We start from the raw sequence: 15,695 nt of genomic DNA on the forward strand, positions 1-15,695 counted from the left end.
GCAACCTGGCTGGCGTCGCTGTTTAACGAGGTCGCCATGAATGGCGACCCTACGGATTATAGGCCTTGGCCGCCTGAGGCTTCGATGCGCTGTGCGGTGATCCAGCCGGTTTCATCGCTGAGGATCGCGCTGATGGCATCGCCGATATCATCTGGCAAGCCAACGCGGCCTAACGCGGTCACCGAGGCGATGTGATCGTTGAGATCTTTGGTATCACGCACGCGACCGCCACCGAAGTCGGTTTCAATCGCGCCGGGCGCCAGAATGTTGACGCGGATATGGCGCTCGCCCAACTCTTTTGCCTGATAGCGGGTTAATACTTCCATCGCGCCTTTAATTGAGGCGTAAGTGCCTGAACCCGGCAGCGTCAAACGGGTTAAACCGCTGGAGATATTCAGGATGCGTCCACCATCAACGATCAGCGGCAGCAGTTTTTGCGTCAGGAAGAACGGCCCTTTGAAGTGCACATTCACCAGCGCATCAAACTCATCTTCGGTGGTCTCGGCGAACAGCTTGTAGTGGCCATGACCGGCGTTGTTCACTAAATAATCAAAATTGTCACGCTGCCAGGTTTTCTGCAGCGCTTCTTTCACCTGCGCCACGAAGCCATCGAACGTGCTGCTATCGCCCACATCCAGCTGCAGCGCCACCGCACGCGCGCCCAGCGCTTCAATCTCTTGCACCACCGCCTGCGCTTCTTCCGCGTGACCGCGATAGGTAAACAGGATATCGATGCCTTTGGCGGCCAGTTTCAGCGCCCCATTCTTGCCTAAACCACGATTTCCGCCGGTAATCAATGCAATTTTATGACTCATGTTTCGCTCCAGTTGGAAAATTGAACACGTGTTAAGGATATTCGTGAATAATTGATCTATAAACGCAGAGGAATACGCAGCACTGTTTCACTAACAACAACAATCGGTGAACAACATGGATAAAATTCACGCAATGCAGGTTTTTGTGCGAGTGGCAGAAATGGGCAGTTTTACCCGTGCAGCAGAAAGTTTGGGTTTACCGAAAGGCAGCGTATCGCGTCAGCTGCAGGCGCTGGAAAATCAAATGGGGACGCGGCTGCTGCATCGCACCACAAGGCGCGTGCATCTGACGCAGGACGGCCTGGTCTATTACGATCGCTGCCTCGATTTGCTCTCAATGCTCGACGACATGGACAGCCTGTTCCAGCACGATCCCGGCACCTTAAGCGGCAAGCTGCGCGTGGATATGTCGGTGGCGATGGCAACCGGCTTTGTGCTGCCTCGTTTGCCGGAATTTTTGCAGCACTATCCCGGTCTGGAAATTGAGCTCAGCAGCAGCGATCGCCAGGTCGATGTGATTCGCGAAGGCTTTGACTGCGTGGTGCGCGTTGGCGAGCTGAAAGATTCCGGGCTGATTGCGCGGAAAATCGGCTCGCACGCCTTGATCAACTGCGCCAGCCCCGGCTACCTTTCCCGCTTCGGCATGCCGGTGCGGCTGGAAGATCTGTCGCAACACGCGATGGTGCATTACACCCAGCAGCTTGGGCAACCTTCACTGGGCTTTGAATATTTTGATGGCAAACAGTGTCATTACGTTCAAACCGGCGGCGTGGTGACGGTAAACAGTACCGAAACCTATCGCGCGGCGTGCATGGCCGGGCTCGGCATTATTCAGGTGCCAGCGATTGGCGTGCAGCCGCTGCTGGAGTCAGGACAACTGGTTGAAGTGCTGCATCACTTCCCGGCGAAACCGATGCCGATCTCGCTGCTTTACCCGCATCGCCGTAACGTGGCGCGCCGCGTACGCGTGTTTATGGAGTGGTTAAGCCACGTCTTGCAGGAGTACGTGACATAGCAGGCTATAATTGTATTTTCGCAGTGAACAGGATGACTATCGTCTATGACGGACAAAAAACCTACAGAGACAGCGGCCAAAGCAGAAGCCAAGCCGCTTATTGATATTAAAACCGGCAATAAAACCGTGGATGGCTCGATTCAACATGTGTCGCGCTTCGCTGCCTGGTTTCAGGCGATTCCGGCAGTGGCGCACTTTATGCGCGCGCTGGAACGCTTTAACGATCGCCTTGGCAGCCAGTTTGGCGCGGCGATCACCTACTTCTCTTTTCTCTCTCTGATACCGATTTTGATGGTCTCCTTTGCGGCAGTCGGCTTTGTGCTGGCGTCGAATCAGGACATGCTCACCGAGTTGATCAACAAAATCGTTAACAGCATCAGCGATCCGACGCTGGCCACCACGCTGAAGAATACGGTGAATACCGCGATTCAGCAGCGCGCCACGGTGGGGATAACCGGTTTGCTGCTGGCGCTTTACTCCGGCATTAACTGGATGGGCAATTTGCGTGAAGCAGTGCGCGCGCAGTCGCGCGACGTGTGGGAACGTACGCCAGACGATCAGGAGAAACTCTGGAAGAAGTACGCGCGCGACCTGCTTTCGCTGCTGGGTTTGATGTTTGCGCTGGTGATTACGCTGTCGCTGACCTCAATTGCCGGTGCGGCGCAGGCGGCGATCGTTAATGCGCTGGGGCTGGAAGACATTGAGTGGCTGCGTCCGGCAATGACGGTGATTGCGTTATCTATCTCCATCTTTGCTAACTATCTGCTGTTCCTGTGGATCTTCTGGATTCTGCCGCGCCACAAGCCACGTAAAAAAGCACTGTTCCGTGGCACGCTGCTGGCGGCGATTGGCTTTGAAGTGATCAAGTTTGTGATGACGCTGACGCTGCCGAAGCTGGCGACTTCGCCATCGGGTGCCGCCTTTGGTTCGGTGCTCGGCTTGATGGCATTCTTCTACTTCTTTGCGCGTTTGACGCTGTTCTGCGCCGCGTGGATCGCCACCGCGAAATATAAAGATGATAAAGAGATGCCGCAGCCGCATCAGGCTAAATAAGCCGACGAGGTTGTTACATTTGCCGCACTAGCTAAAAATGTTTCCTGCTGGCTACTTTTTCAGCAAAAACCAGCAGGAAACGCTAAAGGGTCACTTTAATTTGGCCCTTTTGCAGAGATTCCCGCCAAAAAAATGACACTTCCCGTTCCCATCCGCCACTGATTGCAGCAACTCAGAAATTATCCACTTATTCGCCGAAAAAGCCCGGTCTGACGCGGTTTTTCGCCATTGAATGCCGCAAACCAGGTGCGTAAGATTCTCTGTCTACATTTACAATTAAGAAACACTTATGCAAGCTTCCATCACAGAAACACTCGACAAAAAACACGACGACGCACCGGTCAATTCACGTGGCAAAGTGGTTGTGGCATCGCTTGTCGGCACCGCCATTGAGTTCTTCGACTTCTATATCTATGCCACCGCCGCGGTGATTATTTTCCCGCACATCTTCTTCCCGCAGGGCGATCCGACCGTGGCTACGCTACAGTCGCTGGCAACCTTCGCGATCGCCTTCGTGGCGCGTCCTATCGGTTCTGCCGTGTTTGGCCACTTTGGCGACCGCGTGGGCCGTAAAGCAACCCTGGTGGCATCGCTGCTGACCATGGGCGTTTCGACGGTGCTGATTGGTTTGCTGCCAGGTTATGAAACCATCGGCGTGGCAGCGCCGCTGCTGCTGGCGCTGGCGCGTTTTGGTCAGGGCCTTGGCTTGGGTGGCGAATGGGGCGGCGCAGCACTGCTGGCCACCGAAAATGCCCCGGCGAAAAAACGTGCGCTTTATGGCTCATTCCCACAGCTCGGCGCGCCGATTGGCTTCTTCTTCGCTAACGGCACCTTCCTGCTGCTTTCATGGTTGCTGACCGACGAACAGTTCATGAACTGGGGCTGGCGCGTGCCGTTTATTCTCTCTGCGGTATTGGTGTTAATTGGCCTGTATGTGCGCGTTTCGCTGCATGAAAGCCCGGTGTTCGCCAAAGTGCAGAAAGAGAACAAGCAGGTGAAAATGCCGATTGGCACGCTGCTGAGCAAGCATCTGACCGCCACCATTCTCGGCACTTTTATCATGCTCGCCACTTACACGCTGTTCTACATTATGACCGTGTATTCGATGAGTTACGGCACCGCGCCCGCGCCGGCTGGTCTTGGCTATTCGCGTAACAGCTTTCTGTGGATGCTGATGGTGGCGGTGATTGGTTTTGGTGTGATGGTGCCGATTGCCGGTCTCCTGGCCGATCGCTTTGGTCGTCGTAAAACCATGATCACCATTACGTTGATGATTATCGCCTTTGCATTGATGTTCCCAATGCTGCTGGGTTCTGGCTCTCAGGTGCTGGTGATGGGCTTCCTGATCCTTGGTCTGAGCATTATGGGCCTGACGTTTGGTCCGATGGGCGCGCTGCTGCCAGAACTGTTCCCGACGGAAGTGCGTTATACCGGTGCATCCTTCTCCTACAACCTGTCGTCGATTCTTGGGGCCTCGGTAGCGCCTTATATCGCCACGTGGTTGAATGCCCATTACGGTTTGCAGGCGGTGGGTTTCTATCTGGCTTCGATGGCGGTGTTGACGTTGATCGCGCTGATTGCCTGTAAAGAGACGCGTAATCAGACGCTGTATGAAGCGGTGTGATTGATTTCCACCATTCGTGCTCGCTGTCCCCCATCCCGGCCTTCCCCCGCTAGCGGGGGAAGGAGACGCTTCCACATGCAGCTTCATCACTGGCATGTGGCAGCATCTTCCTCCCCCATTTATGGGGGAGGACCGAGGAGGGGGACACCGAGCACATACATAGCGGGACAGCGAGCACCAATAATAAAAAACCCCGGCAAGCCGGGGTTTTTTATTGTGCTGAAAACTGTGTCGTGCGTGGCTTAGCCAGCGACAGCGATACGTTTCATATCGGTCATGTAGCCACGCAGTTTGCGGCCTACAGATTCGATTGGATGCTGACGAACGGCTTCGTTGACGTCACGCAGCTGCGCGTTATCAACCTGCGTACCTTCGATCGCTTTGCCCAGATCCCCCGGCTGCAGCGTGGTCATGAACTCTTTCAGCAGTGGAACTGCCGCGAAGGAGAACAGGTAGTTACCGTATTCTGCGGTATCGGAAATAACCACGTTCATCTCATACAGACGCTTACGTGCGATGGTGTTAGCAATCAGCGGCAGCTCGTGCAGTGATTCGTAGTAAGCCGACTCTTCAATGATGCCCGCGTCAACCATGGTTTCGAACGCCAGCTCAACGCCTGCTTTCACCATTGCAACCATCACGACGCCTTTGTCGTAGTATTCCTGCTCTTCGATTTTGCCATCAAACTGTGGTGCATTTTCGAATGCGGTTGCGCCGGTCTCTTCACGCCATGTCAGCAGATTTTTGTCGTCGTTAGCCCAGTCAGCCATCATGCCTGAAGAGAATTCGCCAGAGATGATGTCATCCATGTGCTTCTGGAACAGCGGTGCCATGATGGTTTTCAGCTGCTCAGACAGCGCATAAGCACGGATTTTCGCCGGGTTAGACAGGCGATCCATCATCAGCGTAATGCCGCCGAACTTCAGGGATTCGGTGATGGTTTCCCAGCCGAACTGAATCAGTTTTTCGGTGTAAGCCGCGTCGTGACCTTCAGCCACCAGCTTGTCGAAGCACAGCAGAGAACCGGCCTGCAGCATACCGCACAGGATGGTCTGCTCGCCCATCAGGTCAGATTTCACTTCCGCAACGAAGGAAGATTCCAGCACGCCCGCACGGTCGCCGCCGGTCGCTGCTGCCCAGGCTTTAGCAATCGCCATGCCTTCACCTTTGGGATCGTTTTCCGGGTGAACGGCGATCAGCGTAGGAACACCGAAACCACGCTTGTACTCTTCACGTACTTCAGTACCCGGGCACTTCGGTGCCACCATCACGACGGTGATGTCTTTACGGATGGTTTCGCCCACTTCAACGATATTGAAACCGTGTGAGTAACCCAGCGCAGCGCCATCTTTCATCAGCGGCTGAACAGCCTGAACCACAGCAGAGTGCTGCTTGTCTGGCGTCAGGTTAACCACCAGATCGGCCTGTGGGATCAGCTCTTCGTAAGTCCCCACTTTGAAGCCGTTATCGGTAGCTTTGCGGAAAGAGGCACGCTTCTCAGCAATCGCTTCAGCACGCAGGGCATACGCCACGTCCAGACCAGAATCACGCATGTTCAGGCCCTGGTTCAGACCCTGAGCACCACAACCAACGATGACCACTTTCTTGCCTTTCAGGAAGCTAGCGCCATCTGCGAATTCGTCGCGTGACATGAAACGACATTTGCCTAACTGCGCTAACTGGTTGCGCAGATTCAATGTGTTGAAGTAATTAGCCATGGGTACTCCGGTTAGATGTTGTGTTTGTTTTTGTTCAGTAACGACGTTGTCTCTCACGCCGCGAATGACCCCATCATATGACAGGAAATCCGTTGCTTAAATTGATATATTAGCAAGGTCACATTGCAAAATTTGCAACATAACCTTGAGGCGATACGCGCATGGATTTACGAGACCTGAAACTCTTCCTTCATCTGGCTGAAAGCTGCCACTTTGGCCGCACCGCGCGTGCCATGCACGTCAGTCCTTCAACCCTATCGCGGCAGATTCAGCGCCTGGAAGAGGATGTCGGTCACACGCTGTTCCTGCGTGATAACCGCACCGTGACGCTGACCGAAGCCGGTGAGCGTTTGCGCCAGTTTGCGCAGCAGACGTTGCTGCACTATCAGCAACTGCGGCATGTGATGGATCTTAACGGCCCTTCACTGAGCGGCGAGCTGCGCCTGTTCTGCTCGGTGACCGCCGCTTACAGCCATTTGCCGCCGATTCTCGATCGCTTTCGCGCTGAACATCCGCAGGTAGAGATCAAACTTACTACCGGTGATGCCGCCGATGCGATTGAGATGGTGCAGTCCGGCGACGCCGATCTCGCCATTGCCGGTCGCCCAGAATCGCTGCCGGCCAGCATAGATTTTACGCCACTGGGCCTGATTCCGCTGGTGCTGATCGCCCCGGCGCTGCCTTGCCCGGTGCGCAATCAGGCGACGCAGGAGCAACCCGATTGGGCGCAAATTCCGTTTATCCTGCCGGAACAAGGACCTGCACGCCGCGGCATCGATTTATGGTTCCGCCGCCAGCGCATTCCCAATCCGCAGATTTATGCCACGGTTTCCGGTCATGAGGCGATTGTGTCAATGGTGGCGCTGGGATGTGGTATTGCGCTGCTGCCGGATGTGGTGCTGGAGAACAGCCCGGAACCGGTGCGCAATCGCGTGTTAACGCTGGAGAATGTGGAGTCTGTCGCACCGCTGGAACTCGGCGTTTGCGTACAAAAAAAGCGGCTCGGAGAGCCGCTTATCAATGCGTTCTGGCACCAGCTGTAATCACTGCCCGGCGAGGAAGAAACGGAACGCCGGATTGCTTGCTTCGTCATGCCATTCATAACCCAACGCGGTGAGATGGGTTTCGAAATCCGGTTCCTGATCGTTGGCTTCAAATGCCGCCAGCACGCGGCCATAATCGGTGCCGTGGCTGCGATAATGGAACAGCGAGATATTCCAGTGCGCACCCAACGTCTGCAGGAACTTCAGCAGCGCGCCCGGTGCTTCCGGGAATTCAAAGCTAAACAGACGTTCGCGCAGCGGCTTCGATGGACGTCCGCCCACCATGTAGCGCACGTGCAGCTTGGCCATTTCATCATCCGACAGATCCACCACGTTATAACCGGCTTCGCTCAACTGGCTGATGATCTCACTGCGCTCCTCCAGCCCGCGCGTCAAGCGCACGCCGACGAAAATGCAGGCGTTATCCGCATCCGCGTAGCGATAGTTGAACTCGGTAATAGAGCGTCCGCCGATGGTCTGACAGAATTTGAGGAAACTGCCCTGTTGCTCTGGAATGGTGACCGCCAGCAGCGCTTCACGCTGTTCGCCCAGTTCACAACGCTCGGAGACATAGCGCAAGCCGTGGAAGTTCACGTTGGCACCCGACAACACGTGCGCCAGGCGCTCGCCTTTAATGTCGTGCATCTGGATGTACTTCTTCATGCCCGCCAGCGCCAGCGCGCCAGAAGGTTCCGCCACGGCGCGCACATCTTCGAACAGATCTTTCACTGCTGCGCAAATCGCATCGCTATCCACCGTAATGATGTCATCAAGATACTGCTGACACAGGCGGAAGGTTTCGCTGCCGATGCGTTTGACCGCCACGCCTTCAGCAAACAAGCCCACGCGCGGCAAATCTACCGGCTCTCCGGCATCCAGCGCCGCCTTGAGACAGGCCGAATCTTCCGACTCCACGGCGATCACTTTGATCTGCGGCATCAGCTGCTTGATCAGCACCGCCACGCCCGCCGCCAGACCGCCACCGCCGACCGGCACGAAGACGCGATCGAGATGCGCATCCTGCTGCAGCAACTCCATCGCCAGCGTGCCCTGCCCGGCGATCACCGCCGGATGGTCAAACGGAGGTACGAAGGTGTAACCCTGCTGCTCCGCCAGCTCAATCGCTTTGGCTTTCGCCTCGTCGAAGTTGGCACCAAACAGATAAGCCTCACCGCCAAATGCGCGTACTGCATCAACCTTGATGTCTGCCGTGGCCAGCGGCATCACAATCAGTGATTTAATGCCAAGCGTGCTGGCCGAGAGTGCCACGCCCTGCGCATGGTTGCCGGCCGAAGCCGTCACCACGCCGCGCGCTTTTTGCTCTTCGTTCAGCCCGGCAATCATCGCGTAAGCCCCGCGCAGCTTGAAGCTGTGCACCGGCTGACGATCTTCACGCTTCACCAAAATGGTGTTGCCAAGACGCGATGAAATTTTTTCCATTTTTTGCAGCGGCGTCACCTGAGCAATTTCATACACCGGTGAACGCAGCACTGCGCGCAAATACTCCGCGCCGTTTGGCGTCGCGGAGAGCGGTTGAGACTCAGCCATGGGTTAGCCTCCCAGCTTAGACTTATCGCGCACCGCGCCTTTGTCAGCGCTGGTCGCCAGTGATGCATAGGCGCGCAGGGCAAAGGAGACTTCACGCACACGGCCGTGCGGGGTATAGGCCGCATCGCCACGCGCTAGCTCTTCTTCACGACGGGCGTGCAGTTCGTTATCCGGTACCGCCAGCTTGATGCCACGGTTCGGGATATCGATTTCAATCATGTCGCCATCTTTCACCAGCGCGATGGTGCCGCCGCTCGCCGCTTCCGGAGAGGCGTGACCAATCGACAAGCCCGACGTACCGCCAGAGAAGCGACCATCGGTGATCAGTGCGCAGCTTTTGCCGAGGCCCATGGATTTCAGATAGGTGGTCGGATAGAGCATTTCCTGCATGCCCGGCCCGCCTTTTGGTCCTTCGTAGCGGATTACTACGACATCGCCAGCCACCACTTTGCCGCCAAGAATTGCTTCAACCGCATCATCCTGGCTTTCGTAGACTTTGGCCGGGCCTTTGAAGGTGAGGATCTCTTTGTCTACACCCGCAGTTTTAACGATGCAGCCATCTTCCGCGATGTTGCCGTAAAGCACGGCTAAGCCGCCATCCTGCGAGTAAGCGTGTTCGCGAGTACGAATACAACCATCGGTACGATCGTCATCCAGCGTGTCCCAACGGCAATTCTGCGAGAACGCCTTGGTGGTACGAATACCAGCAGGACCAGCGCGGAACATATCCTTCACCGCCTGATCTTTGGTCAGCATGATGTCGTACTGATCCAGGGTTTCACGCATGCTCTGCTGCAAGATATTGCGCGCGCTGGTGTCGATCAAACCGGCGCGATCTAACTCACCGAGAATGGCGATAACGCCACCCGCACGGTGCACATCTTCCATGTGATATTTCGGCGTACTTGGCGCCACTTTACACAGCTGCGGCACTTTACGAGACAAGCGATCGATATCGGAGATGTTGAAGTCGATTTCGCCTTCCAGCGCCGCTGCCAGCAGGTGCAGAACGGTGTTGGTGGAACCGCCCATGGCGATATCCAGCGTCATCGCATTCTCGAACGCCGCTTTGGTGGCGATGTTACGCGGCAGCATGTTGACGTCATCCTGCTCGTAGTAGCGTTTGGTCAGGCTAACGATGCGCTTACCGGCATTGATGAACAGCTCTTTACGATCGGCGTGTGTGGCCAGCAGTGAACCGTTACCCGGCTGCGACAAGCCCAGCGCTTCGGTCAGACAGTTCATCGAGTTGGCGGTGAACATACCGGAACAGGAACCGCAGGTTGGACAAGCAGAACGTTCGATCTGATCGCTGTCGGCATCGCTGACGTTCGGGTTGGCGCCCTGAATCATCGCATCAACCAGATCCAGCTTGATGATTTGATCAGACAGTTTGGTTTTCCCGGCTTCCATCGGTCCGCCAGACACAAAGATCACCGGAATGTTGAGGCGCAGTGACGCCATCAGCATGCCTGGGGTGATTTTGTCGCAGTTGGAGATACAGACCATGGCATCGGCGCAGTGCGCGTTGACCATGTACTCCACTGAATCGGCAATCAGCTCGCGTGAAGGCAGTGAATACAGCATGCCGCCATGACCCATGGCGATACCGTCATCCACCGCAATGGTGTTGAACTCTTTGGCCACGCCGCCAGCTGCTTCGATTTCCTCAGCAACCAGTTTGCCAAGATCGCGCAGGTGCACGTGGCCCGGTACGAATTGGGTGAATGAGTTGACCACGGCGATAATCGGCTTACCGAAATCGTCGTCGGTCATTCCTGTCGCGCGCCACAAGGCACGGGCACCGGCCATGTTACGTCCATGGGTGGTGGTGGCGGAACGGTACTTAGGCATGCTCTATTTACTCCAGTAATAATAAGGTTGCGGGCGCCATCTGACGCCCGCAAAAAATCTCGTTATGCGTTAACCGGATCCAACCAGCCCCACTTGTCTTCCGTCTCGCCAGTGAACAGGCCAAAGAATGCCTTCTGGATACGACCGGTGACCGGACCACGTTTACCTTCGCCGACCTGAATGCCGTCGACGCTGCGCACCGGAGTGATCTCCGCTGCAGTACCTGACATGAAGACTTCGTCGGCCAGATACAGGGATTCGCGCGACAGAACCTGCTCACGCACTTCAATACCCATGTCTTGCGCCAGCTTGATGATGGCGTCACGGGTGATGCCCGGCAGCGCTGAAGAGGTGAACGGCGGCGTGAACAGAATGCCATCTTTCACTTCGAACAAGTTTTCGCCAGCACCTTCTGAAATATAGCCGTTGGTGTCGAGCGCGATACCTTCCTGATAGCCGTGGCGGCGCGCTTCGCTGCCTACCAGCAGAGAGGAGAGATAGTTACCACCCGCTTTCGCGGCGGTTGGCAAGGTGTTTGGTGCAACGCGGTTCCAAGAAGAAACCATGGCGTCGATACCGTTTTCCAGCGCTTCAGCGCCCAGGTAAGCACCCCAAGGGAAGGCAGCGATGATTACATCGGTGGTGTAGCCATCTGGCGGGTTCACACCCAGACCCACGTCACCCACGAAGGCCAGCGGACGGATATAAGCGCTTTTCAATTTGTTCACGCGGATTACTTCGCGGCACGCTTCCATCAACTCATCAACGCTGGCTTTAATCGGGAAACGGTAAATTTTGGCGGATTCATGCAGACGCTTCATATGCTCACGGTGGCGGAACACCACTGGACCTTTGTGTGAGTCGTAGCAACGCACGCCTTCAAACACAGAAGTACCGTAGTGCAGGGCGTGAGACATAACGCTGACCTTGGCGTCTTCCCACTTAACCATCTCACCATTGAACCAAATAAAGTCTGCTTTCTTCGTACTCATTGCTTTTTCCTTTGGCGACTATGCGCGGATTTGTTGTGTTGTCTGTTGTTGGATCTCGACGCAAGCGACATCCATAAGTTTGCTTAACTGCGAAGACAGTAAATCGACTGAGCGTTGGCTGGCAACGGTCATTTCGATATTAATGTTTTCCGCATTGACCGCGGTGGCCATATTCATTGCACACACCTGGAAACCACGGTGACGCACGACACGCAAAATGCGCTCCAATATTTCAGGACGAAAGCGGGCTTCGATAGACAATTGATGCTGATTCATGCGGTTTTCTCCATCATGTTTGCGTTGCTGGCACCCGGCGGTACCAATGGCCAGACGTTTTCATGCTCATCTATCGAAACATGCAGGAAGTAAGGACCTTCACTGTTCAGCAGAGCATCGAGGGCGGCGTCGACCTGATCTTTACGGCTAATGCGCTGGCCTGGGATATCAAACGCGCTGGCCAGCGTGAGGAAATCGGGGTTGTCGGTCAGAATGGTTTCGCTGTAGCGACCATCAAAGAACAGTTGCTGCCACTGGCGCACCATGCCGAGACGCTGGTTATCCAGCAGCAGAATTTTCACCGGTAGCTTGCCGCGCTTGATGGTGCCCAGCTCCTGAATGTTCATCATGATAGAACCATCGCCAGACACGCAGATCACTGTGTCCTCCGGACGTGCTACCTGCGCCCCAATCGCCGCCGGCAGGCCAAAGCCCATAGTGCCGAGACCGCTCGAGGTGATGAAGTTTTCTGGCGCGGTGAAACGCATGTGCTGAGCGGCCCACATCTGGTGTTGACCTACATCGGTGGTGACCACGGCGCTGTCCGCTTTGCGGTCAGACAACTGCTTCAGCAACAACGGCGCATAAATGGCTTCGCCTGGATGATCGTAGCGCCAGTCAAACTCGCTTTTCATCGCGCTGACTTCCTTGCGCCAGCCATCAATGTGCATTGGCATGCTCAGTGCCGGCAGCACCTGATTCATATCGCCTTGTAGTGAAACGTGAGCACGGCGCAGTTTGTTCAGCTCGGCAGGATCGATATCGATATGGATGACGCTGGCGTGCGGTGCGAAGGTGTCCAGCTTGCCAGTAACGCGATCGTCAAAACGCGCGCCAACCGCAATCAGCAAATCACAGGATTGTACCGCGAGGTTAGCCGCTTTGGTGCCGTGCATGCCCAGCATTCCGAGATAAAGATCGCTACTGGCATCCGCGCTGCCGAGGCCTTTCAGCGTAGAAACCATCGGGATACCGGTTTCCTGCGCCATGGCACGTAAGGCTGGAACCGCCTGCGCCATACCCACGCCGCCACCGATATACAGCATCGGCTTATGCGATTGCGCCATCAATGCGCGCGCCTCTGCAATGTGCTGAGCGGAGTGGCTGATTTCTTCCTCAACTGGCAGCAGATGAGGTGTCAGTTCACCATTGGCGATCTGAATGTCTTTCGGGATATCGACCAGTACCGGGCCGGGCCGACCCGATTGCGCGATGGCAAAAGCTTCTGCCATCACCGAGGGTAAATCATCAAGCGATTCAACGAGGAAACTGTGTTTGGTGCAGGCTAACGATAAACCAAGAACGTCTATTTCCTGGAAGGCGTCGGTGCCGATGAAGGCCGATGATACCTGGCCAGTGATCGCCACAACCGGGATTGAATCCATCATCGCATCCGCCAAACCGGTGATCAGGTTGGTGGCGCCGGGCCCCGAAGTGGCGATACATACGCCCGTCTTGCCGGTTGCGCGGGCATAACCGATAGCAGCCATCACCGCACCTTGCTCATGACGACACAGTAGGTGTTCCACGCCGCCATCGTAGAGCGCATCGTACACTGGCATGATTGCGCCGCCAGGGTAGCCAAACACTGTATCGACACCCTGCGCGCGTAAAGCCTGAACTACCCACTGTGCACCTGTCATGGTTATTCTCCTGTATTTCTAGGGGAACAACAGAATTTTATGCTACTGCTCATAATCTGTTCCTCGCTAATTTGCTGATATTTAGCCTGGTTAAAAAAAAACCCCCGGACCTTTCGGTGCGGGGGTTTTTGGAATTCCAGACTTGATTTTTAAGCCTTTCTTTCTCCAAGCGATGCCCCGCACGGTGGGATAATAATCACCACCACGCTAATCACGACTAGGCTAATCACTTGTAGAAGGGCTTTCATGTGTTGTTTGTTTTTTCGATTGTTCGAAGTAATACCTACAGAGTTACCATAGTTAGCACGTCGTTGACAATAATTTTCATTGGAAAATTTTATGATGCCGCTGGCGGCCCGCCGTTATCACATTGTAAATAAAAGGTTATTTACATTTGTGATAAAAATTCATAACGCCCGCGTCGTAATCTTCATTTGGAGTTTACGAGCAGGCTCTGATTTTCAGTGAAAGACCGGCAATTATCAGGGAATGTAAGGAATCTGGCTCTGAAGTTGAGTAGTAAGCCATTGTTCATCTGTCTGGCTGCTTTGATGATAAGGACAACAAGGAGCGGTTATGTCTTTATCGAAGGTATTAACACGAGCTGCGCTGGGTGTTCAGGCTCCGCTGGTGACGGTTGAAGTACACATCAGCAACGGCTTGCCGGCCCTGACGCTGGTTGGACTGCCTGAAACCACGGTAAAAGAAGCGCGGGAACGGGTGCGAAGCGCGATTATTAATAGCGGGTTCACCTTCCCGGCGAAACGCGTCACCATCAATCTGGCGCCTGCCGATCTGCCAAAAGAGGGCGGACGCTATGACCTCCCCATCGCTATCGCCATTCTGGCGGCCTCTGAGCAGCTGCCAGACGCAAAACTCGGGCAATATGAATTCCTGGGGGAGTTAGCACTTAACGGCGCGCTCTGTGGCGTTCAGGCCGCTATTCCGGCGGCGATGGCGGCACTGCAAGCGGGCAGACAAATGGTGTTAGCTGAACAGAATCAACAGGATGTAGGGTTGATTCAACATGGCGAGACGCTGGTAGGCAAACATCTGGTAGAAATCTGTGCGTTTCTCCATAACAAAACCACTCTCACTGTCGCGCATTATCAGCCCGAAACGCTTGAACAGGAAAAGCAGGACCTCAGCGATATCATTGGCCAGGATCAGGGCCGACGTGCACTGGAGATCACTGCAGCCGGCGGGCATAACCTATTACTGATTGGGCCGCCTGGCACCGGCAAGACCATGTTAGCGACGCGTCTGCCCGGTATCATGCCACCGTTAGACGACCAGGAAGCGCTGGAGTGCGCCGCTATAGCCAGCCTGGTAAGCAGTGGCAATCTCCATCATCAGTGGCGCAAACGGCCGTTCAGAGCGCCTCATCACAGTTCATCACTCTATGCGCTGGTTGGGGGCGGCTCCTTGCCGCGGCCGGGAGAAATCTCATTGGCACACAATGGCGTGTTATTCCTCGATGAGCTGCCTGAGTTCGAGCGCAGAACGCTTGATGCTTTGCGCGAACCGATTGAATCCGGGGAAATCGCCATTTCACGCACTCGCGCTAAAGTGACGTATCCCGCGCGCTTTCAATTGATCGGCGCGATGAATCCCAGCCCGACCGGGCATTATCAGGGCAACCATAATCGCTCATCACCTCAGCAGGTGTTGCGCTATCTCAATCGGTTATCAGGACCTTTTCTCGATCGCTTTGATTTATCGTTAGAGGTCCCACTTCTTCCCAGTGGATCGCTAAGTAAGAAACAACAAGTCAGCGAAAGCAGCGCTGAAGTTTTGATTCGCGTCCTCGCCGCACGAAAGATTCAAACAGCACGCAGCGGAAAAGTGAATGCTCATCTCTCTAACCCAGAGATTTTACGCTGGTGTCCATTGAAGCAGCAGGATGCTGAATGGCTGGAAGAAGTGTTGAATTCGTTGGGGCTTTCAGTACGCGCCTGGCAGCGGATTTTAAAGGTGGCCAGGACAATAGCTGATTTAGCAGGTGAAGAGCAGATTACTCGTAGTCATTTGCAGGAAGCGGTGGGATATCGCAGCATCGACCGCTTAATGATCTATCTGCACAAGACTCTGGAATAAAAAACGGGGCTTATATA

General features: G+C 55.1%; 13 protein-coding genes. 5 read left to right on the plus strand and 8 right to left on the minus strand.

The window, feature by feature from the left end:
* Window positions 1–56 precede the first annotated feature (56 nt).
* Window positions 57–815, minus strand: a complete 759-nt coding sequence (locus NQH49_RS18635; protein ID WP_256697791.1) for an SDR family NAD(P)-dependent oxidoreductase — start codon at window positions 813–815, stop codon at window positions 57–59.
* A 115-nt stretch (window positions 816–930) separates the two neighbouring features.
* Between NQH49_RS18635 and NQH49_RS18640 the strand changes: the two genes are divergently transcribed.
* The 3 genes from NQH49_RS18640 to NQH49_RS18650 all read left to right on the plus strand — a co-directional run bounded on the left by NQH49_RS18640 (window position 931) and on the right by NQH49_RS18650 (window position 4,507).
* On the plus strand, window positions 931–1,830 hold the full coding sequence (locus NQH49_RS18640; protein WP_036648956.1) for a LysR family transcriptional regulator: 900 nt from the start codon (window positions 931–933) through the stop codon (window positions 1,828–1,830).
* Window positions 1,831–1,875: 45 nt separating this feature from the next.
* Window positions 1,876–2,883, plus strand: coding sequence for an inner membrane protein YhjD (yhjD, locus tag NQH49_RS18645; RefSeq protein ID WP_256697793.1), 1,008 nt, complete (start codon window positions 1,876–1,878; stop codon window positions 2,881–2,883).
* Window positions 2,884–3,172: 289 nt separating this feature from the next.
* A complete protein-coding gene (locus NQH49_RS18650) occupies window positions 3,173–4,507 on the plus strand; it encodes an MFS transporter (protein ID WP_256697794.1) in 1,335 nt (444 codons plus the stop codon).
* A 242-nt stretch (window positions 4,508–4,749) separates the two neighbouring features.
* On the opposite strand, the gene ilvC is transcribed toward NQH49_RS18650, so the two are convergent.
* The gene (gene ilvC, locus NQH49_RS18655) at window positions 4,750–6,225 is read right to left on the minus strand and encodes a ketol-acid reductoisomerase (protein WP_256697795.1); all 1,476 of its coding nucleotides are present in this window, start codon (window positions 6,223–6,225) and stop codon (window positions 4,750–4,752) included.
* A gap of 161 nt (window positions 6,226–6,386) precedes the next feature.
* Between ilvC and ilvY the strand changes: the two genes are divergently transcribed.
* Window positions 6,387–7,268: an HTH-type transcriptional activator IlvY gene (ilvY, locus tag NQH49_RS18660; protein ID WP_256697796.1), complete on the plus strand. Its 882-nt coding sequence runs from the start codon at window positions 6,387–6,389 to the stop codon at window positions 7,266–7,268.
* Here the strand turns inward: ilvY and ilvA are convergent, their stop codons facing one another.
* The 6 genes from ilvA to ilvL form a co-directional block, all read right to left on the minus strand.
* Window positions 7,269–8,816 carry a threonine ammonia-lyase, biosynthetic gene (ilvA, locus tag NQH49_RS18665; RefSeq protein WP_256697797.1) on the minus strand — a complete coding sequence of 516 codons (1,548 nt, stop codon included), beginning with the start codon at window positions 8,814–8,816 and terminating at the stop codon, window positions 7,269–7,271. It abuts the gene before it with no gap.
* Between the two features lie 3 nt (window positions 8,817–8,819).
* On the minus strand, window positions 8,820–10,670 hold the full coding sequence (ilvD, locus tag NQH49_RS18670; protein WP_256697798.1) for a dihydroxy-acid dehydratase: 1,851 nt from the start codon (window positions 10,668–10,670) through the stop codon (window positions 8,820–8,822).
* 62 nt (window positions 10,671–10,732) lie between these two features.
* Complete coding sequence (locus tag NQH49_RS18675; protein WP_007888821.1) at window positions 10,733–11,662, minus strand: branched-chain amino acid transaminase; 930 nt, start codon at window positions 11,660–11,662, stop codon at window positions 10,733–10,735.
* 18 nt (window positions 11,663–11,680) lie between these two features.
* Window positions 11,681–11,938: an acetolactate synthase 2 small subunit gene (ilvM, locus tag NQH49_RS18680; protein ID WP_101762784.1), complete on the minus strand. Its 258-nt coding sequence runs from the start codon at window positions 11,936–11,938 to the stop codon at window positions 11,681–11,683.
* Window positions 11,935–13,581, minus strand: coding sequence for an acetolactate synthase 2 catalytic subunit (ilvG, locus tag NQH49_RS18685; protein ID WP_256697799.1), 1,647 nt, complete (start codon window positions 13,579–13,581; stop codon window positions 11,935–11,937). The genes ilvM and ilvG overlap by 4 nt, the downstream gene beginning before the upstream one ends.
* Before the next feature lie 149 nt (window positions 13,582–13,730).
* Window positions 13,731–13,829 (minus strand): ilv operon leader peptide, encoded by a 99-nt coding sequence (gene ilvL / locus NQH49_RS18690; RefSeq protein ID WP_071531048.1) that lies wholly within the window; start codon window positions 13,827–13,829, stop codon window positions 13,731–13,733.
* A 328-nt stretch (window positions 13,830–14,157) separates the two neighbouring features.
* Between ilvL and NQH49_RS18695 the strand changes: the two genes are divergently transcribed.
* A complete protein-coding gene (locus tag NQH49_RS18695; RefSeq protein ID WP_256697800.1) occupies window positions 14,158–15,678 on the plus strand; it encodes a YifB family Mg chelatase-like AAA ATPase in 1,521 nt (506 codons plus the stop codon).
* Window positions 15,679–15,695: the final 17 nt, after the last annotated feature.

It is taken from the genome of Pantoea trifolii, assembly GCF_024506435.1.
In the GTDB taxonomy this organism is placed as follows: domain Bacteria; phylum Pseudomonadota; class Gammaproteobacteria; order Enterobacterales; family Enterobacteriaceae; genus Pantoea; species Pantoea trifolii.

Coding starts and splice junctions, on each gene's coding strand:
- NQH49_RS18635 (WP_256697791.1), bottom strand. CDS start 815: ATGAGTCATAAAATTGCATTGATTACCGGCGGAAATCGTGGTTTAGGC.
- NQH49_RS18640 (WP_036648956.1), top strand. CDS start 931: ATGGATAAAATTCACGCAATGCAGGTTTTTGTGCGAGTGGCAGAAATG.
- yhjD (WP_256697793.1), top strand. CDS start 1,876: ATGACGGACAAAAAACCTACAGAGACAGCGGCCAAAGCAGAAGCCAAG.
- NQH49_RS18650 (WP_256697794.1), top strand. CDS start 3,173: ATGCAAGCTTCCATCACAGAAACACTCGACAAAAAACACGACGACGCA.
- ilvC (WP_256697795.1), bottom strand. CDS start 6,225: ATGGCTAATTACTTCAACACATTGAATCTGCGCAACCAGTTAGCGCAG.
- ilvY (WP_256697796.1), top strand. CDS start 6,387: ATGGATTTACGAGACCTGAAACTCTTCCTTCATCTGGCTGAAAGCTGC.
- ilvA (WP_256697797.1), bottom strand. CDS start 8,816: ATGGCTGAGTCTCAACCGCTCTCCGCGACGCCAAACGGCGCGGAGTAT.
- ilvD (WP_256697798.1), bottom strand. CDS start 10,670: ATGCCTAAGTACCGTTCCGCCACCACCACCCATGGACGTAACATGGCC.
- NQH49_RS18675 (WP_007888821.1), bottom strand. CDS start 11,662: ATGAGTACGAAGAAAGCAGACTTTATTTGGTTCAATGGTGAGATGGTT.
- ilvM (WP_101762784.1), bottom strand. CDS start 11,938: ATGAATCAGCATCAATTGTCTATCGAAGCCCGCTTTCGTCCTGAAATA.
- ilvG (WP_256697799.1), bottom strand. CDS start 13,581: ATGACAGGTGCACAGTGGGTAGTTCAGGCTTTACGCGCGCAGGGTGTC.
- ilvL (WP_071531048.1), bottom strand. CDS start 13,829: ATGAAAGCCCTTCTACAAGTGATTAGCCTAGTCGTGATTAGCGTGGTG.
- NQH49_RS18695 (WP_256697800.1), top strand. CDS start 14,158: ATGTCTTTATCGAAGGTATTAACACGAGCTGCGCTGGGTGTTCAGGCT.